Below are 21,738 nucleotides of genomic sequence, written 5' to 3' on the forward strand. Positions count from 1 at the left end.
GCAGGATTTCAAAAGTATTGATGTTACAAGGCATTTGATGGAATATCTTGGATTGTTTATGACATGCAAGGCAAACGGACGAGATTTCCACATTTTGCTCCATGAACTTCTAAGTGGAAATTCAGTGGATTTAAGGGAGTTTTTGTTTGGGAACTCTACAAATTAATAGATTTGAGATCAATTTTTAACTAATTATTCACATCGTCCTAATTTTCATGTATAAAAATCATTTACGGGAAGAATTTCTAAGATAAAAATCGATCAAAAAACTTAGGTTCTACTAATATTTTAAATATTTGTTGAAAAAAAACTTATTCGCACTACTCCAGTGTCAATGGTTTCATGAAAAATGGCGTATTGAAACTACAACTTAAATCCTCATATTGCATTTAACGAGAAGAAGAAGAAGAAGAAGATATGTACAAAAAACTTATTCGCACCTATAAAAAAAGAAAGATCTTTAGAAAACATATAATAAAAAGAATTTTTATATGAAAATATATAATCAACTGCATTTTTTTAGTTGGAGTTGTATTTAATTGGTAAAAACAAAATTAAAAACACTATTAATCATTCGTTTGATGATCTTAGGGAGTGGATTAATTCTTTTAATATCATTTATTCTCCCAATAACCAATACATACTCATTATTTGATCTAATCCGCATTTTCTCAGATGTGGAATTAAGATTACTCTATTTAGTTCCCTTTATTAATGGAATTTTTCGGATTATAATCTCTTTATTTTTACCTCAAATTCTTAAAAAACGCAGATTATGGCTTTATCTTCTGCTAATATTCGATATTAATATATCTACATTATTTTTAAGCGATATACTTAAAGAACATAGTCCTTATATTTGGCAAAATGTTGCAATTTATGGTTTCATTTTAGCAACTATTCTTTACCTAATTGGGTTTTTGGCAATTCTTTTAAGAGATAATTCTGAGAAGAGATAATTCTGAAAAAAGATAATTCTGAGAAGAGATAATTCTGAAAAGAAATAAATAAGAATATAACAATGCATTATTTATCAAGGAAAAAGTGACAATGACTAATCGCAACGTTCAATTGCAAGAAAAACATAAAAAAAAGAAAAATAACGATAAAAAAGATCATGAATCAAATATGGAGGAAAAGGTTTATATTGCATTGGGACATGAATTTCGCCGAAAGATACTTAGAATAATAGGTAAGCAAGGTTTTACCAGTTTTTCAGAGATTAAAAAAATGCTGAATGTAAGTACAGGAACAATTTATCATCATTTAGAAGTATTACAGGATTTAATTATTCAAGATGAAAGAAAAAAATATCACCTTTCTCCTTTAGGACTACATGCATATCAGATAATTCTGAAAGGAGGAGATGCAATTGCGTCATTAGAATTGGAGAAAAAAATATTTTTAGATCAAAATTTGAAAACATGGCAAAGTTGGGCGATATTTCAGCCTATATTAAAGTATTATCTGAATCATTATAAATATGGAATGGTATTTTCTGGACTTATTATTTTTATCATTGCGATTTTAAGTGCATTATTTCACGTACAAGCATTTGTTAATATTTATCTACCTATTTTTGAACCATTTGAATTTTTTCTTACGCGCTATCCCATAATCCAGTTTTTCAGTGTTTTTCTTGGATATATATTTCTGTTTTTATTAGTTGAAGGTTTGGTCCGAGGGTTATTCCATAAAAAGGAAAATGGACAATGGTTATTTGTTATGCTTTCAGTAAGTTATATTCCGTTAATATTCTATCTTATCTGTATCGGGATTTTACGATTATTTCCATTAGAAGTGAACACTTTTCTGGTTATAAGTAGATTACTCTTAGTTATCTTTCAAGTTTGGGGAACGATTATTCTCGCACTAAGTATATCACTGGTAAAGTTTATTAAATTTGAGCGGGGATTGATAATTGTATTGTTTATTGATTATGCGACTTTGATGGTTCTGTTACTATTTAATACCCCATTTTTGTAAAATATAGAATTATCAAGTATAAACTTATTCGCACTTATAGAAAAGAAAATAAAAGAAAAATAACGGTATTTCATTAAAGAAGATCAATATCAATAATTTTTACATCATCTACTTGATTTATTTGCAAAAGTCGTTGCTTAGTTTCTTCAAAATCTTCAGAACCTTTCGGATTTAAATAAATTTCATAAATACATTGGCCTCCTTTTTGACAAATACCTGAAGTATAAACGAATGGAAGACCTAATTCTTGAAATACAAAACCAATTTTTTTTAGTGTTTCTGGACTTAATTGACCATTGAACAAAACAGCGAATTTTACAACGTGGTTTCCTTCATGTGGAATAATGTCTACCTTAAAAGAATCTTTACGACGCTGAAACACAACAAAGTAATTCTTTCTGGTCCCTAAAAAAGATTCTAATTCCTTTACCATCTGGAGGGGAAGATGTATTGCATTATCTGATTCTAATTTTCGAAATGGAATGAGGATTCCATGAGTTTGTGCTTGACTGATAGCAAAAAATTTTGCGAGTTCATCAAACATTTTTTTCAAATAATCGAATTCTTTAGAAATTTCGGATTCATAATTAAGCGGGGGATTGTTAATATAAAGAGCTTTGAAAATAGATGGGCTATATTTTTTAAGATCTTGTGCGAATTCTTGAAAGCGTTGAGCATAAGCTTTTAAATTGGGGGATTCTTCTTCTATTATTTTTGTTATCATAACCATTTCTTGCTTTCCCCGAGCCCAATCTGATGGAATCATAAAAAAATAGTTAGCAGTGTTTAATGTAGCAGAAAAAGCGTGAGTAAAAAAACCAGGCGATGCAGTATCCATTAATCTTTTTATTTGCCCCAGATCTTCATCAGAAATAAATTTTTCCAGCTCATTCGGAACACTATAAAGGACATCTGGTCCAATAATGGGATTGAAATAGGTTAAAATTAACATTTTTTCCAGTTACCTCTAAATAATCTATTCATTCCTTGTAGCCCCCGATAATCCAACAGAAACTCTGACAAAGAATACTCATGAAAGAAGTGAAGAGAAATCTTAATTCTCACACTGCATAATGAGATCAATATGTTGCTCTTCCTTTAAAGATTGTTTCTTACGTTCGATGGGTTTTCAGATAAGTAAGAACCTCATGAGGGATATTTGGTTGTTTGTGAATGCTTAAAGATTTGATTCGAACGAAAGAAAATTCAGGATAGTTGTTTTTAAATCTAATTAGACTTTTTTTTGCTTGATCATGGTCATGCGCACTTGTTTCCTTTCCTTCATAATAATAAATTCGATTACGTTGCGGATCTAGCAATATCACCACATTAAATGAGTCAAAATGATTGGATAGAATCCAAGAATTTGTGTTAAAAGTGTATAACTTGGCTGTAGATGAAAATTCATCCGGTTTTTCATTATATTCATCACTTTCTGGAGTATTTCTACTTTTTTGACTTTCGTCGCTCTCTTGAGTTTGTGTCATGTTATTTTCCTTACTTTCGATTTATAAAAGGGCATCCAATTCTTCCAACTATAAATAATATTCTTTTCTTGTGCAGTATATTTGTAAGATACCTATAAATCCATAGTATAATATCGCTCTAACACAGTATGTAGAAATTAAAAGGAATGGAAACCCAAAAGTTATTAATTAATTATACGCTATCCATTATATAAATATCTGATCTGAGGGCATAATAGTGAAATTCCGACTTGTCTTAAACACAACTACAAAAAAAGGGCACCCTGTCGAAATTAAATTTAAAATTCCACCTTCAAAACATATCGGACTGATTAATTTCCTACAGATAGCATTAGAACATGGAAATGATGTGGAATTTTCAATTGAAAAAGTTCAAGATGGGAAGCATGAACGAAGTAAAGTTCATGGAACGTTTAAACTAATGGAAGAAAGTGGTAATGTCCAGTCAGAAAAATCTACTAAATAAAATTCAAGAAAATTGCAAATAATAAAAAGCAAATATAATAATAATATTACATTATCAATACGGATAAGTGCGAATAAGTTTAAAAAAAAAGAATTTACACCGAGATCATATCAAATCAAGCATGATTAACTAACCAACACCAAAACATGAGTGTATTTACCAAAACATTGCTATTTATGGACATTTAAACCAAAATTCGGATTAATAAAAGAATAATGAAGAATGAAAAGAGACAATTATACGATATTGATGAAGCATGAAACGCACATTCCGATTACGCCCAATTTTTGCACCGATTGTTAAGTTCTTAGCCAGGATTGCAATACATCTAAAAATTAGCCCTAATTTTGCCACATGGTTGATGGCTTCTTTTTCACTAATCGCCTCATTTGGATTGCTTTTTTTCCAGAGTTTTATTTGGTTTGGGATTTGGATTTTTCTCACAGGACTACTGGATGGAATAGATGGCGCTATCGCAAGAATGACTAAAAGAACCTCAAAGTTTGGTGGATTTTTTGATTCCACTATGGATCGCATTTCTGAAAGTATCATATTAGCGGGTTTAGTTTTATATACACAAATTTATCCAACCAATTTTTCACAATGGATAATAATTTTAACAATAACTGGTTTCATCTTTTCATTTTTAATAAGTTATTCCAGAGCTCGAGCAGAACTAGAATTGAAAAGGAGTTTTGTGATCGATACTGATAGCTTTTCTATGAATGTTGGATTTTTAGCACGATCAGAACGTTTATTCTATCTTTTTATAATGTCTTGCATTGTTCAGTTTACTTCCTCTCTAATTTTGCTGATATTTATGGGTTTTTATGTTGTTTTAACTGTTTGGACCTTTTTTGAGAGGTTTTTCATCTATAAAAATTATTTAGAAATTATAAATACCTCTGAGATCACTCAAAATCTTGATGAAAAAGCAAATCAATAATCTATCAAACGTTTATCAAACGTCTGTTAAACGTCTATCAAACGTCTATTAAACGTCTATCAATAGTCTTATCAGAGAGATTCTATTTTTATTTTGAATTGTTCTTGTTTTTGAATTGTTCTTGTTTTTGAATTGTTCTTGTTTATTTGTAAAATATTATCCATATTTCTACATTTCTACATTTCTATGTTTCTACATTTCTACATTAAGCTTGAAAAAATCGAATAAAATTGAAAAAACAATTAAAAATAAAAATACTAATTATAAATTAATCTACACTAAAATAATCCTATTATTAACTTAAATAAACAACCTAACATTAACCTAAAATAAACATTCTTCGCCTAATAACGAAATTATTCGTGATATCATGAAACCTCCAATTTTAAATCAATTATCTTCCATTATTGAAGATTTAAAACCAATTGCTCGACAAGCAGGACAAAAAATTTTAGAATTCTATAATGATGATATGCAAATTTCTATTAAATCAGACAAATCACCATTAACACAAGCGGACACTGCCGCAAATTCAATCATTGTCACTTTTCTACAATCCAGATTTCCAGAACATGCCATTCTTTCAGAAGAGTCAAAAGATGATAAATCTCGGCTTGAAAACGACTTTTGTTGGATTGTAGATCCACTAGATGGCACAAAGGAATTTATCAAACGAAATGATGAATTCACAGTAAATATTGCTCTCGCATACAAACATCGAGTAATCTTAGGTATTATTTATGCTCCCGTTTTAGAAGAGTTATACTATGCTGCCGAAGGAATTGGCACATTTTTAGAAATTGCAGATAAACCTCCAATTAGGCTGCATGTAAATAGTAAAACAACAGATCTGACCGTGGTGTCGAGTCGATCGCATAAATCGGAGAAATTGGTATCATTATTATCTCAACATCAAAATAAAATCAAATCAGAGGTCTCAAAAGGAAGTTCTCTTAAAGGTTGTTTAGTAGCAAGAGGAGACGCTGAAATTTATTATCGTTTCGGTTATACAATGGAATGGGATACAGCAGCGATGCAAAGCATTGTAGAACAGGCGGGAGGAATTTTCCGACAAATGGATGATTCAGAAATGCTCTATAACAGGGTAAATTCACTAAATGAAAAAGGATTTTATATTCTTAATTCAATTCAAAATGCATTACACCAAGAACAAATAGAAAATCCACAAGAAGGAGCAAAAAACTCGCAAAATCAAGTGAAAAACTCGCAAAACCAAATGAAAAACTCGCAAAATCAAGTGAAAAACTCAAAAAATATAAAATGGCATGAGGGAAAAGTTAATCGTTCTGATCGATTATCACTTTTGGGTCAAAAAAATTTTGTATTATGGTTTACGGGACTTTCTGGTTCAGGAAAATCAACAATTGCTGTTACTTTAGAGCGAGAATTATTCAAACAAAGAAAACTAGTATACCGCTTAGATGGAGATAATATTCGCCATGGATTAAATGCTGATTTAGGATTCTCTCCGGAAGAGCGAAATGAGAACCTACGCAGAATAATAGAAGTATCAAAACTCTTTTATGATGCAGGAATAATTGTATTGGTATCTTTTATAAGTCCCTATCGCAAAATTAGGGAAGCAGCGCGCTCGGCTATCGGAAACACTGATTTTTATGAAATTTATGTAAAAGCAAGTGTTGAAACTTGTCAACAGCGAGATCCCAAAGGGTTATATAAAAAAGCCATTGCAGGAGAAATCTCTGATTTTACGGGCGTATCAGAATCAGCACCCTATGAAGAACCTCTCAATCCTGAAATAACTATTAATACCGAAGAAGTTAAGGTAGATCAAGCAGTTTCTATGATTCTTAAACGACTTAAAGCTGATGGAAAACTTTTTCGCACTAAATTAATTTGAAATTATTTTGTCGTTTACCTGGCTTATCTAAAACAAAAATAAATGACAGTGGGAATAAGTGCGAATGAGTTTTAAATATATATAATAGTAAATTTCTGATTTGGGATATTTCTCTTTGATACTCTCAACCATTGTTTTATCCGTTGTATGAATTGAAACACCCATTTCTTTTCCATAAATAGATAAAAGAGCATCTACTGTCAACAGTTGAGGAATTTGATGTAGCAATTTCCCAACAACAATCCAGTAAGGGATGTAGCCTTATAGCAAATCTCCTTACATTTTTCCTAAAACTTCATGCATTTAATGTTATGCGTGTGAATTACTTAAATCGATGATCTATTGCTTCCATGACCTCATACAGTCTACTAACTAAAGGAACATGTCTTGCATAGTCCACAACTTTTAGTACCCTATCGGGATTCTGTTTAGCAAGATATTTGTGATTCTCAACTATGTTCGGAGTATCTCACATTCCATAAATTATCAGAGTGGGTACTTGGTGTCATCATGTTATATGCTGCAGTGCTTTTTTCCATCTTTTTATTTCTCGCTTTTGGTATAATCCATTTTTTTCCCAAAATCTGAGCAATTGTGCCCCTATATTTTTTCGTATATAGCCAGATTGTATTAACCAAATACAGAATGAAGGTAAGCGAAAGCCAACTAACCCCCAACTTTTTATTTCCATTAATAATCCTCCATCATCAGATAATAATATTGCACCATCTCTTTTTGCACAAAAAGCCAAAGTTTGATCTGGAAGATCAAACTCATTGATAAATGGGAATTGTTTCTGAAAAGATATAATTTCTTTCTGTGATAAGGGAATACGAAATCCATCTTCAATCGGGATAAATTTTTGAAGGTGATAATTATGATATTCTTCAACAATTTGCTTTGTATATCCCCAACGAAAGTGCCTAAGCACATCTCGTAAATCAATCTTAATTTCTAAAAGAATGTGTTGGATATGTAGCCAAAAACATGTATCAATGAGAAAAAGCATGAGAAAAGATTCCTTTCTAATATTATAATATCGGTTTTTTTATTTCTTCAGCATTATTTTTCAAGAATTTAGTAATATCCAGCTTAGAGAGAGCGTTCATTTCACTTTCAATCAATTCTTCAGGTAATTTTTCAGTCACTTTTCGTTTTACACCTTCGCACATAAATTCATAATATGTTAAACCAGACATTTTAAAGGCATTTTTCTTGCTTATTTTGCCTTCTTGCATGAGATTGAAAGCAATATCAACGCGAAACTGTTCTAATTCCTTCAATACGAAGCGTTTTGATAATTCTGCTAACGAAATATTCTTAATCCTTGCAATCTTCTCTAAAATTTTCTTTTCGTTTTCACCTATACGAAAGTTAATTTGGTACATATTCTCTATATATAAAATCTATACACAAAATTATAAAATTTTCTTATTTTTGCTATAAAATGCTATAATCATAAAAGGATTACAAAAAATAATCAAGTATAAATTAAAATAATTTTGGTTGTAAATCGCTTTTATTTTTCTTAATAATAATTATGAGAAAATTCAAGAACATAAAATACTACCAATGGAAATGAATCAATTTATCATTTTCAGTTTATTATTCCATTTGATCAGTTCATTATTCCATTTGATCAGTTCCTTTTTCTTAAATCTTCCGACTTTTTCCCAAAATCTCAAGCATTTTACACCTAAATTTATAGTCACCAATCCTCACTTAATTAACATCAAGATACAAACAAGTAGGCACATTCTAATCATTCCTGTTTGAATTATTTTCGAAATTAATTCACCATCATCGCATAAAATTAATGGTGTAAATTAGTTTTTCATTTAGGATTTTTCAGGCTGTAATGATGAGGCTTTGATATGCTTTATCTTTATCTGGTAAAATACTCGAATTTTTTAAAAAATCACTTGAAGGATATCATTTGTAGCAACTCACATCATTTTTTTGACAAATTTTATTCTTCAAAAAGTTTCCATAAAGATTTATAGAATTCAATAGAATTCAAGAAAATTCAAGAGAATTCATAATTCTTTGTTAATTAAATATTCTTTATAACATGAAAAAACCGTTTTACCGAATTTTGAGACAGTAATTGTGAAAACGGAAGAATATTTTTCTTCATCTGGATTATTAAACATGCATTTCAACAATCCCATCCGTTCCAATGAAGGCAAAATCTTACTCGGAACTACTCCCCAATTATAAATTGAACTGAAGATGAAATGACTATATTCGTTCTGATTGGGGTAATATTGTAAGATATATGAAGTATAATCATAAGAATAATCAACAGTTGCATCAGCAAATGCAGTTTGCAAGATTCTCCTGCCCTCTTGAGCCCATTCTGGGCGTCCTCCTGCATTAGGCGACAATAAATTCGCCCAAGGAATAACTTCCCACAGACAAAACAAACAGATTATTAGCTGATATTGTGGGGAAAGCGCTAAATATTGTTCTATTCTTTCCGAGGTTTGCAGAGAAAACCTTTCATCAATTATTATACATCCCAAAGATAAGCCAATATGATAAAAAAGATGTATTTGAGTAGCATCCCACTGAAAAACGTATCGCTTCAAGACTTCTGGGGATGAAAGTTGTTCATTAATGGCAAATAGATGTTTCCGTGGAAGAGTTAACTGTCGTTTACTTACCTTAATTCCGTTGTTTTTCCTGCAATAGTTCAAGAACATTTTAAAATCTGCTAAAAATTCAAGAGTGAGGGTAGGAATATTCTCTTTTTGAAGATGTTTTTGACATGTTTTTACTTTATGTGAATTTATTAGTTCACTTAGAAGATTTTGGGATGAATCTTCCCCGGGTTCTTCTTCTCCCAAAATCCAACTCATCATAGAGTTTGGACCGTCGTCTTGATCGAAATCAATCTTCGAATAAGAATCAAATCTGCGATAATATTTTTTAGGATTTTTACATTCAGCAAGGATTTCTTCGTATTGATCCTGCTTGATATATCCCCGATCCAATAAGAATTTATAAAATTTTTTAAAACTGCTTAAAATGTCTACTACATCGCTTTTTTTGGAAGAAAGAACTTTCCTGATATACCAATTACCCAAGAAATCTTCGATAATATCGCCATCTACATCCAAGATATGCATTTCTTCATATCCATCTAAGTATATCTCATAGAAGAAAGAAATTATGGATGTTTTCTTATCTATTGTTTCGGATTTTAATTTTTTTTCAATAGTTAAATAATCTTCAAATTTCTTAATCAATTGTTTTGAAGTTGGTCTACGTTTATTCATCAACTTTTAGATAAACTATTAGTAAATTTCAATTTTTTTAGTAATGCACAAAGAAATAATTTTATTTCTAACTTAGAATTTATAAGAGGTTATAGCAGAATTTGAAAAATTGAAGGAATTCTGAAAATCTTGCATAGATTAGCATAAAACCCAAAATTCTCTGATTTTTAAATTTGTCAAACTATTCCGCAGTCTATTCCACACATCTTTTAAGAAAAAAAGAGTTAAAAAAAAAGATAGAATTAAGTTAATTATTCAAAGAAAAATCTTTCTAAAATATCATGCCCTGTACTCGTATGCCACTTACATAATGATCTTTCCATAACTCCATAAGTTCTGCTATTGATAAAAAAATAGGTAAGAGGTCTGTTAAAAATCAAATGGTAAGATAAATCAAGCCATTACATGCCTTTAGATATCCAAGGAAACAAATTACATCAGATTTTGCGGATTTTTTTAAAGAACAGACCTTTAAATAATAGAATTAATTATATCTCTGAATCACTTAATGGAGTGAAGCCCATTTCCAGAAAGATATAATTGATATCTTCAAATCATCAATTAATTCCTCAGAATCTTCATTCCAGGTGATGATGCTTAAATTTCTACATTTAAAATGTTTCTTTGCAAAAACTAATGACCGAATTTCTCTTTTTTTTGTTCTCTTATCTATCACATTATAAGCAACTTGTATTAGGTTGATAACCTTCTTATCCAAAACGACTACAAAATCAATTTCATGTTGTTGGGGATCTTGCCAATAATAAATGTTTGATTCTCCATATCGCCTAATTAACTCAATTGCCACCATGTTTTCCAAGTATCTTCCCAAATTTTCTATAAAACTAAAGCCATACTGCAAAGCAATCCCTGTATCAATACAATACACTTTTTTATGCGCTAAAATCTGTTTTTTCAATGAAAATGAAATTTTTGGTATAAAATAGAGTAATCGAACGCTGTGAAAGTATTCTGAATATTTTTGCGTGGTCTCTTGGCTCAATTTGCAGGTTTTACTAATATTATTAATTGATTGAAGGGTAGCGATATTTGACAGATATATTTTTAGCATTTCTAACAATTTATGCATGTTCCGAATTTTAAATCTAAGGGAAATATCCTTTGTGATTATGGTTTGAATGTAATTTAATAAAATTAATTTCTTCTTATGACGGTTTTCTTCAAGAACAACTTCTGGAAATCCCCCAAATTGCATAAATTCTTTTGCAGCTTTCTTAACATCAGTTTTTTTTTTCAAAATTTTTAGGATAGGGATAGGTCCTGATTTATCGATATCATCCTCCTTGAAAATTCCTTTAAAAAGAAGAAATTCTTTAAATGACAATGGAAACACTTCCAAATCCAAATAACGTCCTCCTAATGTTGATGCATATTCGGTACTCAAGAGTTTCGAGCTTGATCCGGTTATAATTACCCGCACTCTTTTTGTATCAATTAAATATCTGACAAATCGTTCCCACCCTATTACATTTTGAACCTCGTCTAGTAATATTATAGGAGAATTAGAAAATCCAATCTCTTCCATGTATATTTGATAAATATCTAATAGATCTTTCGATTCCAAATTGGATAATCGTGGATCTTCACAATTAATAATTAATGTATCCCTTACTTCCACGGATTTTTTTTCTGATTGAAACATTTCCACAAAAAGAGAATAAACCAAATAAGATTTTCCTGAGCGCCGGATCCCTTTGATCACTGTTGCTTTCGTGGAGGATAATATTAAGGCGATTTCCTTAATATAATTTTTTCGGAAAATTGGCTCAGATTTAAAATTACCCCAGAAATTCCAATCTGCAAGGATTTCAAGAATTTGCAAATTATTCATTATAACATATAATAGAGAAGTATAATATAAAACTTACCAGTTATAGTTGGTAATTTATTTAGAAAAATATCCAAGTATAATTAATTTTTCTATGTTCATTTTCTGATTAAGTGCAGATTAGATGCAGATTAGATGCAGATTAGATGCGGATTAGATGCGGATTAGATGCGGATTAGTTAAAGCAAAAATCATTACCAAGTTAAACACTATAGAAAATTAAATTGAAAAAAGTAAAGATTTTTGGTTATTAACACAGTTATTTATAAAATCTTGGTAGGTATGATAATTAAAACGAATTTGGATTGCGTTACATTGCTATTTTTTAAAATAAAATTATTTTATAATGGATGAAAAAAGTGCAAAATATCAAAGAAATATTGACATTAAACCATAAAAAATCAAGATCAAATGTAGATTTTTACACACAATCAAATTTGATCAGTAAAAAAAAATGCTACTTATGGTTTGAAAATAATACCATTATTCTGTAAAATGCGCTTAGCTTTATCAATCGCCCCGTCCAAATTATCTTCACCGAATATTTGATGAGAAACTTGAATATTTGTAGCAATTTTACCCCCGTACCAAATCGGAATAAGTCGTTCGGGCATAATCAAGGTACTCTGAATCAATTCCAAATCTTCTTGGGTGAGCATGGTAGCAGTGACTATTAAAATTACTCCTGAATCTATCATAATATTCGCAATCTCTGCTAACCGACGCATATGTTCTTTATGATTATTCTGATGAGAAAGTTTAATGTCAGCATCCAACCCATACAAAACACTTCCAATACCTAAATAATAAGTATGTTTTCCCTCTAAAAATAAACGTTTCTCCAAGGTTTTCGCAAATGCTTTTTTTCCTACCGCTTTTTCACCAGTTATCAAGATTAAACACGATTTTTGATTGTAATGTTCAGCCCGATCATCAACATGAACCATAGACCTTTCCCATTTATAATTACGAATCATTAACTTATCCCGATAGGCTTTCCTTTCATCAGATAAAGCTTCGGTAATAATTCCGCCACCCCAAATTTCGTAACCATCCACAATCACGAAACGAGATGTAAGTGCGTTAATATGGGGAAGATCAAATACAATGGGAGATTTTAATTTGAAAATCACCTCAGCAACTTCATTCCGATTCACTTGATCCCTTTTCTGATAATCTAAGCTGGAAGCATCAATCACAGTTTCCACCTTTTCCAGTTCCATATCAATTTTTTGAGCCCCAATTTTTAAAAGATAGTTTTTCCCCATTACAAAAGGATTACGCCCCAACCAGAAGATATTTGCCTTAAATCGGGAGGTTATCTCAGGTTTTTTTTGATCGGCGCGTATCATCATCTCACCCCGTTTCAAATATAGATGATCAGTGATGGTGACGCCGGTGGCAAATCCAGCACCAATCGTCGATCTGGTAGGAGTATTAAAACTTTCAATGCTTTTTATCCGACTTTTTTTATTAGAAGGATAAAATAGGACTTCATCTCCAACAGAAATTCGGCCGCTGATGATGGTCCCAGCCACAATTCTGCGATTATCCCCATCCCTCGTAAATTTATAGACATCTTGCACCGGCATACGAAAATCTTGATCTTCTGGATCTTTCTGAGTAATAAAAAGATCCAATTGATCTAAAACAGTATAACCTTTATACCACGGCATATTAGCCGATTTTGATGCAATGTTATCCCCTTCTTTACCAGAAACAGGAATAAAAGCCGTTGGTTTAAGATTAAGTTGATTTAGGAATTCTATGTAATCAGATTTTATTTGATTATATCGTTGCTCTGAATATTTTTCTAAATCCATTTTATTGATCAGCACTGCAATCTGCTTGATTCCGAGCATAGAAAGCATGTAACAATAACGTTTGGAGTTTTCTTGTATCCCTTCATGAGCATCTATCACCAATAATGCAGCTTCGGCTCGAGAGGCGCCTGTAACCACATTTTTCAAAAATTCAATATGACCGGGAGTATCGATGATAATGTATTTTCGCTTTGAAGTTTTAAAGAACACGCGGGCAGCATCGATAGTAATTCCCTGCGCTTGCTCATCCTTTAAAGCATCGAGTAAAAAGGAATATTCAAAGGGTTTAGAGTTCCTACGGCAGGTTTCTTTAACACGTTCGAGTTTTCCTTCGGGTAATGAGTTGGTATCAGCCAATAGACGCCCGATGATGGTGCTTTTACCATGATCAACGTGCCCCACTATGGCAACATTCATATGCTCGTCCCGTTTTTGAGAAGAAGTTTTGGTTGAAATATTCTTTGATAATTTAGTTGATGATTTTATTGATGATTTTGTTGATGAACTAGTTGATATACTAGTTGATGAACCAGTTGATGAACTAGTTGATGAACTAGTTAATGAATTAGTTGATGGTTTATCTGACATTTTTTTTCTCCTTTAGAATTATTCATTACAAAAATTACATATAGCCATCCCGACGCAGAGCCTCCAATCCGCCCCCGTCCTCCTTATCTTGATCTCTTCCATCTCGTTCTGCAATGGTGGAATATTTCCCAGATCTGAGTTCTTCAACTATTTCATGAACTGTTTTTGCGGTGGATTTCACCGGTTTAGTGCAAGGCCAACATCCCAAAGAGCGATAGCGGGTACCATTACCTTGATCCAAATACAACGAGACAATAGGGATATTTTCGCGCTCAATGTACTCCCAAATATCCAGTTCGGTCCAATCCAATAAAGGATGAATACGAACATGAGTTCCAGGGGCAAAATCAGTCTTATATTGGTTCCAAAATTCAGGGGGTTGCTCCTCAATGTTCCAATCGTTATTCCGATCGCGTGGGGAAAAATACCGTTCTTTCGAGCGACTGCCCTCTTCGTCAGCGCGAACCCCAACAATGATTCCGGTAAAAGGTTCATTATTTTGGTCGATTTCATACTTTCTGGTGGTGTGATTCATGCGAAAACGAGGCCATCGGCCGTTCAAGGTATTTTCCAACGCAAGTGTTTTAAGATTTTTACAGCATTCCAGTCTGGTGGCATTTCCATCAGGAAAAGTTTGCTTATTACGCAATGCTTCTTGATTCTGGCCGTAAATCATGTCAAGATTCCATTCTAATGCAAGTCGATCGCGGTGTTCAATCATTTCAGGGATTTTATATGCAGTATCAATATGAATTAGTGGAAATGGCACGTGACCGAAGAAGGCTTTACGTGTGAGCCAAAGAAGCACAGTTGAATCCTTTCCGATGGACCACAGCATTCCGAGATTTTTAAACTGAGCATATGCTTCCCGCAGGATGTGCACGCTTTTATTTTCGAGTTTGTCAAGATGTTCCATAAGTGTAACCCAAATTATTTCTATATTATGGAAAGCAATGTTGCCTTCTTTTAAAGGTTTAGATATCAAAAATTTTACACAAAATCAAGATTAATCAAATATTGAATTTCGATGTTTAACAACTCTGAACAATAAATTCAATTAATTTCTTGGAATTTCTTTGATCGATTATTATTTAATTCGTCTATAAAACTAGTTTATTTGAGAAATATGTTAATCATGGGTTCCAAAATTATTCACTTTAAAAAAAAATTTAACCGTATTCCTAATTTATTTAACTATAGATACTCAATGAAAATTTGTTTCTTTGGTGAAATAAACCCACAATACTCTAGATATGCTAATTTGATTATGGGATTAAGAAAATTAGGACATGAAATTATCATATGTCGTTATGAATTTAAAACTAAAATCACCAATCCACTCCTTTTTTTTTGGGAAACAATCAAGGAATATAAGTTTTTATTGTGCAACTTAGTAAAGATTAGGTTTGATTATCTTGTAGTTGGGTATCCAATTCTAAAGCCGGTATGGCTAACACGTCTAATCCCTCAAAGAAAGGTAATCTTGGATCCATTTATTTCTAACTTTAATACTGTAATTTTTGACCATAAAATTTTCAAACCAGATTCATTCATTGCAAAATTACTTTATATCTATGAAAAAAAAGCTCTTTCTAAATCCCAATATATATTAACCGATACAAAAGCCCATATGATTTATTTCTCCACTTTTTTTCAAATTCCATTAAAGAAATTTAGAGTTATTCCTGTAGGTTCAAACAATAAAGTATATTATCCTGAGAAGAATAAAATTTTAAATAAAGATCAAAAATTTATAGTAGGATTTTATGGAAAGTTCATCCCTCTACAAGGAATAGAAACCATCATTAAAGCTGCAGAATTATTAAAAGAAAATGATCAAATTTTATTTGAAATTATCGGAGGTCTCCCAGAAAATAAAATTTATTTATCTATGCAGAAATATATCAAAGAGAAAAATCTAACAAATGTAAAACTTATTCCCAGGGTCTCTGAACAAGAATTAAGAAGATATATTCAACGATCTACTATACAACTAGGAATTTTCGGTGATTCTTTAAAAGCTAAAATTGTAATCCCAAATAAAGTCTTTTCAGCTTTAGCCATTGGAAAACCTGTTATTACAAGTAGAAACTATGCAACAAGAGAATTCTTTACACCAGATTTTGATTTAATTTTGTGTAATAGTCATGATCCAACCGATCTTGCATATCACATAATTGACTTGTTTAAAAACCCAGAAAAGGTTAAAAAAATAGGTGAAAATGCATATAAAAAATATTTAAGTGCATTTACTCCCGAAAAAATAGGAAAATATTTTGAAAATCATTTTTTCAGAAATGAAAATCGACAATAATAGCTTTCTTTTAGGAATTATTTCTAAATTCAACAATTAAACTTGTTTTATAATTTTTAAAAGAGATTAAATCTTTAAAAATTCGATAATCACGCAAAGTGATCTGTTTAAATAAGATAAGAAAAAGAGCAAATTGAAGCAATATTAAGAAAGAAATTAAAACCATTGTAAAGGTGGTTCCTTCAATTGAGATTAAATGAAGATTTAAAATTAAGACACGATAAATTCCGATTACAAATAACCCCAATCCGAAAATTAATGGAATATTGAAATTAACTGGAATTTTAAAAATCTTATAACAATAATATCGATAAGCAAAATAATCAATGATGTTTATTCCTACTTGTAAATAACATACACCTATAGCACCAAATCCAAAAAGTGATATCGATCCAATATTTTCAGGTATTAACATAAAAAGGAATATTAAATAAATAACACGAGTAAAAGAATAATATTTTGCGATTAATTTTTGCTGGCGTCCTGCATAAAGCAACTTAATATATGGACGATTAACACCACTCAAAAAAGGTAAAAAACTAAGGATGTATAAATATTTTAAACCAGGAAGATATTGTGGTAAAAAAAGTTCTAGCAAGAGTCGCCCACCAATATTTACTACGATAATAATTAACATATAAAATATCGCCGTATATTTTTCCATAATGAAGGAAAAATCAATTATTTCTGTTTTTCTATTTTGACTAATCCATTTTGAATAGTAGGCTTGATAAATCACCGCTAATGATAATGTAATCGAAGTAAGAATAACAATGATATATGAATTTATTGCAAAAAAGTAACCGAATTCCACAGTTGATTTTGAAAGACTAATTATGAAATTTCCAAGATTATCAGTTAAAAATATTATGACATTTGAAAATATTAATGGAAGTGTGGCTTTCATTAGCTCTTTTATTCGGTGTTTCTCAATTTTAGTAAAGTGTAAATCAGATCTCGAAATAATAATTGAACTAATCAATTTCAACCCATAAAAAAATAAGGTACTTAGCCCTAAAATCAATAAGGGATTGGAAAATCTCGCTGCAAACAAAGCAATAATTAATCGTGTGATAGACAAAGCCAAACTTGAGATGAATTCAATTATTTCTCCTTTAATTATCTTTAAATTAGCACGTAAATTTAGGCAAAATGTATCTGCAATTCTTAAAAAGATCGTTGCAATAATCATTATGAAAAAATAAATATTATCGGGAGATCCAAAGAAAACGACATAAAATATTAATGGAACAAAATTCAGTGCCAATAATGTTAACTTTATTGCCAAAAAGTTCGAAAAATAACTTTTAAAATCAGTTTCATTATTATATTGGATATATATTATATCAATCCCAATAAAATAGACAGCAGAAAATAAATTTATAGCAGTTGTTACTGTTCCTTGAATGCCAATATATTCGACTGCTAAGTTTTTTAATAAAAAATAATATGAGAGTGCCGACACAATTTGAATGATGCCTTGAATAATAATACGTGTCGCGATTTTTTCTTTCATATAATAACATCAATAAAACTCGATAAAATTTATTTTTTTTTGATTTTCCTTCAAAAATATCAAATTTTCTAAAGAAATAAAGCATTCTTAAAGGAATGAAAGTTCCAATAAAGAGAATTTATAATTTAACATATATTTATTTGAATATGCCTTTCAAACCAAATGATTCTCTGATAAGCGTAATCATTACGACATATAATCGCGCATTAATGATTGGAAAGGCAATTAATAGTGTTTTAAATCAAACTTATAGAAATTTTGAATTAATTATAATTGACGATGGATCTCAAGATAATACAAAGGAAATTGTGAAAGAATGGCAAAAAAAGAGCGATAAAATAAGATATAAATTATTAACTTCAAATTATGGAGCTAATATAGCGAGAAATGAAGGAATTAAACTCTCCAAAGGGAATTATTTAGCCTTTTTAGACTCTGATGATGAATGGTTTCCCCAAAAACTTGAAAAACAAATTGAAATTTTTAGGAACTCAAAAGATCCAAAATTAGGAATAGTCTATTGTGGAATGATTAAAAAGTATTCTAAAGGTTTAATTTCATTCAAAAACGATAAAAAGTCGGGAAATTTATTTCAAAACTTATTAATTTCAAATTTTATAGGAGGAGCAAGCGTTCCTTTAATTAGAAGGAAAGTTTTTGAAAATTGCGGAATGTTCAATAAATCAAAAGTGTTTCAAAAAGGAGGGTCTCAAGATTATGAAATGTGGCTAAGAATTGCTTCAAAATACAATTTTGGAGTAGTTCCTGAAATTTTAGTAAAATATAACATAATTAAAGATTCAGTAAGTCTGAATTCAGAATTCTCCAACCCTAGCAAACGTATTAAAGCCAGATTATTTATTTGGAGAAAATATTGGACATATTTCGAAAAATACAAAAAACCTTACACATCACTTATTATTGCGATTGGTCCAGGATTAATTCGCCTTGGAAAAACAAATCTTGCAACCAAATATTTAAAATCAGCAGTTAACTTTACCCCCCATAGTTTTAATCTCTATTATCATCTTCTTTTAATTCGTGTCATCAATAAATCATCTTTAATCCTTATGCTATGGGATTCTCTTGCAAAAATTAAGAGCTTAGTTAAGAATTCGCCATTTTTTATAAAATATTTCATGTATCGAAAGAGTTTACTCAATTGAGGTCGTTTATCTTTGGTAAAAATTACTATTTTACGCTTAACTACACGAATGTTTCCAGATACAAATGCAGGAGGACCTGCCAAATTTGCTTATGATTTATCGAATAATGTTCAGAACCCAACTTTTAACATGATTAATTTAGCATCTAATCCATTCTTTAATAAAAAAGAGAAAAGAATAATTTCCCAAAATTTTAAGATATACCGTTTACCTGTGAAAGGTTTGAATATGCATACCAGCTCAAAATTAAAACAGTTATGGTTTTCGTTAAAATTTACTTTCTATTCGATTATTTACATTTTAAGAATTCACCGAAAAAACCGAATCGCATTAATTCATGCAGATAGCCCCGCGATAACGGGATTACCTTGCCTTTTCTTTTATTATATTTTTCGGATTCCATTTATTTTCACATATCATGGAGTTGATTTCAACTTTCGGTTAGAAATGTATTTTTATAAATTGATTAATTCGAAAGCTTGGAAAATCATTGTAATTTCGCGAAGAATTAAACAATATTTTGGGTATTTAAGGTGGAATTTCTCCGAAAAAACAATATTTATTCCTTTAGGTATCCAAATCCCTAAATCTCCTAATTATTTTACAAATATCGGGCAAAAATCATCCCATATATCAGAATTAAAATTAAGTTCTTTCCTAGATGCAAATGATTATATAATTATTTATGTTGGAAGGATGATTTTTCAGCAAAAAGTACAAGGTATGATTGATTTTCTTAAAGCTTTTGAAATATTTTTATCGGATATCCCTAAAAATGAAAAATCGAACTACAAGTTACTTTTTATTGGAGATGGTAAATTTCGTAATTTATTAAATCAAGCGTATAACAAATGTTCAATTAAATCTAATGTAAAATTACTTGGATTTCAGTCAAATATTGAAAAATTCTATGCGATTGCTGATTTAAGTGTGCTTGTTTCTTATGTTGAAGGATTTCCGAATGTGATTTTGGAATCCTTAGCTGCTGGAGTACCATGTCTATGTTCCTCAGTGGGAGAAATGAAAGAAATGGTCGGAAATGCGGGGTATATAGTAAAACCAGGAAATATTGATGAAATCATACAAAAATTACAAGATTTTTTTAATCCAAGTACAAACAAAAATCTATTATCCATACTTGCATTTAATCGAGCGAAAGATCATTTTAATTGGAACAAAATAGCCTCTAATTATAGAAAACTCTATCTGGAGTGCATTGTAAATGAAAAAACATCAAAAACTCTTATCTAATAAAAATTTAATGATTGTAAGTCAAATTCGGGTTTCTAATTTAGATAAAATACCAGGAAAAGCCTTTCAAGAGGCTAAAACATGGTCAAAAATATTTAATTTAGTGATTTTTATTTGTTTTTCTGAATTGAATGTATCAAGTTATAAACGAATTTCTCCACGATTAATCGTATTCTCAGTTCCCTTCTCATTATCACATTCAATCGTTAAAACGGTTGCCGATTTGTTTGTCAATTATATCAGATTAATTCGTCTTCAATTGAAAGTAATTAAAAAATATAATATTCATCTTATCCGGGAAGAGAACCTAATTCTTGCAGGCATTCCAACTTTTGTCAGTTCAAAAATTCTGAAAGTTCCATATATGACATGGCTTGGAGGTTTTGAGAGAAATGCATTTGAAATTTTATATGAATCATCAAAATTAAAAAAAGTCGTGTCTTTACTTATATCACTATTAGAATATGTGATATGTCGAAATTCTGCAATGGTTTTTACAGTTTCGGCGGAAATGTTTGAAATATTAAAAAGGCACAATTTATCAAACATTTATTTTAGTCCAAATTTCGTCGATTTTTCAATCTTTGTTGAAAAAACATATCCTAAAATAGACAAATCTCATAAGTTTATTATATTATATTCAGGCAGGTTTGAAAAGGAAAAAGGTATTGATAATTTATTGAAATCTGTCAAGATCCTCCGAGAAAAGCATTCTAATTTTGAACTCCATATGATAGGTTATGGAAAAATGGAAGAATGGATTAGAAATTTTGTAATAAAGCAAAATCTTGCTAAAAATGTGTTCTTAAAAGGAAAATTTCCCTTATCAGAACTCCCAAAATTCTATCAAACTGCAGATATTTTTGTAATTCCCTCTTACACAGAAGGTTTACCGGCAGCATTATTAGAAGCTATGTGCTCAGGTTGCGCTTGTGTATGTACAGATGTAGGAGTCATTTCAAACTATATTACTTCTTATGAAAATGGAATAATTGTTCGATCAAACAACCATATAGAATTAGCACAAGCGTTTGATTATTTAATGTCTCATCATCCAGAAAAAATTACAATCTTTGGAAAAAGAGCAAGAGATTTTATTGAAAAAGTCTCTCATAGTTATATCCAAATTCATAGTTTCCTTTATTTCTACGTTTTACAACAGAGAAATTTTCAAACTCATTAA

19 protein-coding genes are annotated in these 21,738 nt (G+C 30.5%); 9 read left to right on the forward strand and 10 right to left on the reverse strand.

What is annotated here, in order from left to right; translation table 11 throughout:
- The first annotated feature begins 539 nt into the window (after positions 1-539).
- Both ACXLDF_RS02655 and ACXLDF_RS02660 read left to right on the forward strand, forming a co-directional pair.
- Positions 540-959 (forward strand): hypothetical protein, encoded by a 420-nt coding sequence (locus ACXLDF_RS02655; RefSeq protein ID WP_457556942.1) that lies wholly within the window; start codon positions 540-542, stop codon positions 957-959.
- Positions 960-1,050: 91 nt separating this feature from the next.
- On the forward strand, positions 1,051-1,986 hold the full coding sequence (locus ACXLDF_RS02660) for a winged helix-turn-helix domain-containing protein (protein ID WP_457556943.1): 936 nt from the start codon (positions 1,051-1,053) through the stop codon (positions 1,984-1,986).
- 73 nt (positions 1,987-2,059) lie between these two features.
- Here ACXLDF_RS02660 and ACXLDF_RS02665 read toward each other — a convergent pair whose 3' ends face one another.
- Positions 2,060-2,938 carry a hypothetical protein gene (locus ACXLDF_RS02665; protein WP_457556944.1) on the reverse strand — a complete coding sequence of 293 codons (879 nt, stop codon included), beginning with the start codon at positions 2,936-2,938 and terminating at the stop codon, positions 2,060-2,062.
- A 160-nt stretch (positions 2,939-3,098) separates the two neighbouring features.
- Positions 3,099-3,473, reverse strand: a complete 375-nt coding sequence (locus ACXLDF_RS02670; RefSeq protein WP_457556945.1) for a hypothetical protein — start codon at positions 3,471-3,473, stop codon at positions 3,099-3,101.
- A 217-nt stretch (positions 3,474-3,690) separates the two neighbouring features.
- Between ACXLDF_RS02670 and ACXLDF_RS02675 the strand changes: the two genes are divergently transcribed.
- The 3 genes from ACXLDF_RS02675 to cysC all read left to right on the forward strand — a co-directional run bounded on the left by ACXLDF_RS02675 (position 3,691) and on the right by cysC (position 6,767).
- Positions 3,691-3,939, forward strand: coding sequence for a hypothetical protein (locus tag ACXLDF_RS02675; protein WP_457556946.1), 249 nt, complete (start codon positions 3,691-3,693; stop codon positions 3,937-3,939).
- A 256-nt stretch (positions 3,940-4,195) separates the two neighbouring features.
- A complete protein-coding gene (locus ACXLDF_RS02680) occupies positions 4,196-4,885 on the forward strand; it encodes a CDP-alcohol phosphatidyltransferase family protein (protein WP_457556947.1) in 690 nt (229 codons plus the stop codon).
- Positions 4,886-5,255: 370 nt separating this feature from the next.
- Positions 5,256-6,767: an adenylyl-sulfate kinase gene (gene cysC / locus ACXLDF_RS02685; protein WP_457556948.1), complete on the forward strand. Its 1,512-nt coding sequence runs from the start codon at positions 5,256-5,258 to the stop codon at positions 6,765-6,767.
- Positions 6,768-6,794: 27 nt separating this feature from the next.
- On the opposite strand, the gene ACXLDF_RS02690 is transcribed toward cysC, so the two are convergent.
- The 7 genes from ACXLDF_RS02690 to cysD all read right to left on the reverse strand — a co-directional run bounded on the left by ACXLDF_RS02690 (position 6,795) and on the right by cysD (position 15,224).
- Positions 6,795-6,995 (reverse strand): hypothetical protein, encoded by a 201-nt coding sequence (locus ACXLDF_RS02690; protein WP_457556949.1) that lies wholly within the window; start codon positions 6,993-6,995, stop codon positions 6,795-6,797.
- A gap of 280 nt (positions 6,996-7,275) precedes the next feature.
- Positions 7,276-7,776 (reverse strand): hypothetical protein, encoded by a 501-nt coding sequence (locus tag ACXLDF_RS02695; protein ID WP_457556950.1) that lies wholly within the window; start codon positions 7,774-7,776, stop codon positions 7,276-7,278.
- 22 nt (positions 7,777-7,798) lie between these two features.
- The gene (locus tag ACXLDF_RS02700) at positions 7,799-8,155 is read right to left on the reverse strand and encodes a hypothetical protein (protein ID WP_457556951.1); all 357 of its coding nucleotides are present in this window, start codon (positions 8,153-8,155) and stop codon (positions 7,799-7,801) included.
- A gap of 648 nt (positions 8,156-8,803) precedes the next feature.
- Positions 8,804-10,048, reverse strand: coding sequence for a site-specific integrase (locus ACXLDF_RS02705; protein ID WP_457556952.1), 1,245 nt, complete (start codon positions 10,046-10,048; stop codon positions 8,804-8,806).
- A 505-nt stretch (positions 10,049-10,553) separates the two neighbouring features.
- Positions 10,554-11,900, reverse strand: coding sequence for an ATP-binding protein (locus ACXLDF_RS02710; protein WP_457556953.1), 1,347 nt, complete (start codon positions 11,898-11,900; stop codon positions 10,554-10,556).
- Between the two features lie 458 nt (positions 11,901-12,358).
- Positions 12,359-14,137 (reverse strand): GTP-binding protein, encoded by a 1,779-nt coding sequence (locus ACXLDF_RS02715; protein ID WP_457556962.1) that lies wholly within the window; start codon positions 14,135-14,137, stop codon positions 12,359-12,361.
- A gap of 205 nt (positions 14,138-14,342) precedes the next feature.
- Positions 14,343-15,224: a sulfate adenylyltransferase subunit CysD gene (cysD, locus tag ACXLDF_RS02720; RefSeq protein ID WP_457556954.1), complete on the reverse strand. Its 882-nt coding sequence runs from the start codon at positions 15,222-15,224 to the stop codon at positions 14,343-14,345.
- 351 nt (positions 15,225-15,575) lie between these two features.
- On the opposite strand from cysD, the gene ACXLDF_RS02725 reads away from it, so the two are divergent.
- The gene (locus tag ACXLDF_RS02725) at positions 15,576-16,622 is read left to right on the forward strand and encodes a glycosyltransferase (RefSeq protein ID WP_457556955.1); all 1,047 of its coding nucleotides are present in this window, start codon (positions 15,576-15,578) and stop codon (positions 16,620-16,622) included.
- Between the two features lie 10 nt (positions 16,623-16,632).
- Here the strand turns inward: ACXLDF_RS02725 and ACXLDF_RS02730 are convergent, their stop codons facing one another.
- Positions 16,633-18,138 carry an MATE family efflux transporter gene (locus ACXLDF_RS02730; RefSeq protein ID WP_457556956.1) on the reverse strand — a complete coding sequence of 502 codons (1,506 nt, stop codon included), beginning with the start codon at positions 18,136-18,138 and terminating at the stop codon, positions 16,633-16,635.
- A 146-nt stretch (positions 18,139-18,284) separates the two neighbouring features.
- Here ACXLDF_RS02730 and ACXLDF_RS02735 point away from each other — a divergent pair, with 146 nt between their 5' ends.
- The 3 genes from ACXLDF_RS02735 to ACXLDF_RS02745 are packed head-to-tail and all read left to right on the forward strand — an operon-like array spanning position 18,285 to position 21,738.
- The gene (locus ACXLDF_RS02735) at positions 18,285-19,304 is read left to right on the forward strand and encodes a glycosyltransferase family 2 protein (protein ID WP_457556957.1); all 1,020 of its coding nucleotides are present in this window, start codon (positions 18,285-18,287) and stop codon (positions 19,302-19,304) included.
- Between the two features lie 12 nt (positions 19,305-19,316).
- Positions 19,317-20,555 (forward strand): glycosyltransferase family 4 protein, encoded by a 1,239-nt coding sequence (locus ACXLDF_RS02740; protein ID WP_457556958.1) that lies wholly within the window; start codon positions 19,317-19,319, stop codon positions 20,553-20,555.
- Positions 20,527-21,738, forward strand: a complete 1,212-nt coding sequence (locus ACXLDF_RS02745; protein WP_457556959.1) for a glycosyltransferase family 4 protein — start codon at positions 20,527-20,529, stop codon at positions 21,736-21,738. Before ACXLDF_RS02740 ends, ACXLDF_RS02745 begins: the two co-directional genes overlap by 29 nt.

The sequence above is a fragment of the Candidatus Harpocratesius sp. genome (genome assembly GCF_054039255.1).

Coding starts and splice junctions, on each gene's coding strand:
- ACXLDF_RS02660 (WP_457556943.1), top strand. CDS start 1,051: ATGACTAATCGCAACGTTCAATTGCAAGAAAAACATAAAAAAAAGAAA.
- ACXLDF_RS02665 (WP_457556944.1), bottom strand. CDS start 2,938: ATGTTAATTTTAACCTATTTCAATCCCATTATTGGACCAGATGTCCTT.
- ACXLDF_RS02695 (WP_457556950.1), bottom strand. CDS start 7,776: ATGCTTTTTCTCATTGATACATGTTTTTGGCTACATATCCAACACATT.
- ACXLDF_RS02705 (WP_457556952.1), bottom strand. CDS start 10,048: ATGAATAAACGTAGACCAACTTCAAAACAATTGATTAAGAAATTTGAA.
- ACXLDF_RS02670 (WP_457556945.1), bottom strand. CDS start 3,473: ATGACACAAACTCAAGAGAGCGACGAAAGTCAAAAAAGTAGAAATACT.
- ACXLDF_RS02715 (WP_457556962.1), bottom strand. CDS start 14,137: ATGAATGTTGCCATAGTGGGGCACGTTGATCATGGTAAAAGCACCATC.
- ACXLDF_RS02680 (WP_457556947.1), top strand. CDS start 4,196: ATGAAACGCACATTCCGATTACGCCCAATTTTTGCACCGATTGTTAAG.
- ACXLDF_RS02730 (WP_457556956.1), bottom strand. CDS start 18,138: ATGAAAGAAAAAATCGCGACACGTATTATTATTCAAGGCATCATTCAA.
- cysC (WP_457556948.1), top strand. CDS start 5,256: ATGAAACCTCCAATTTTAAATCAATTATCTTCCATTATTGAAGATTTA.
- ACXLDF_RS02745 (WP_457556959.1), top strand. CDS start 20,527: ATGAAAAAACATCAAAAACTCTTATCTAATAAAAATTTAATGATTGTA.
- ACXLDF_RS02735 (WP_457556957.1), top strand. CDS start 18,285: ATGCCTTTCAAACCAAATGATTCTCTGATAAGCGTAATCATTACGACA.
- ACXLDF_RS02710 (WP_457556953.1), bottom strand. CDS start 11,900: ATGAATAATTTGCAAATTCTTGAAATCCTTGCAGATTGGAATTTCTGG.
- ACXLDF_RS02725 (WP_457556955.1), top strand. CDS start 15,576: ATGGGATTAAGAAAATTAGGACATGAAATTATCATATGTCGTTATGAA.
- cysD (WP_457556954.1), bottom strand. CDS start 15,224: ATGGAACATCTTGACAAACTCGAAAATAAAAGCGTGCACATCCTGCGG.
- ACXLDF_RS02700 (WP_457556951.1), bottom strand. CDS start 8,155: ATGTACCAAATTAACTTTCGTATAGGTGAAAACGAAAAGAAAATTTTA.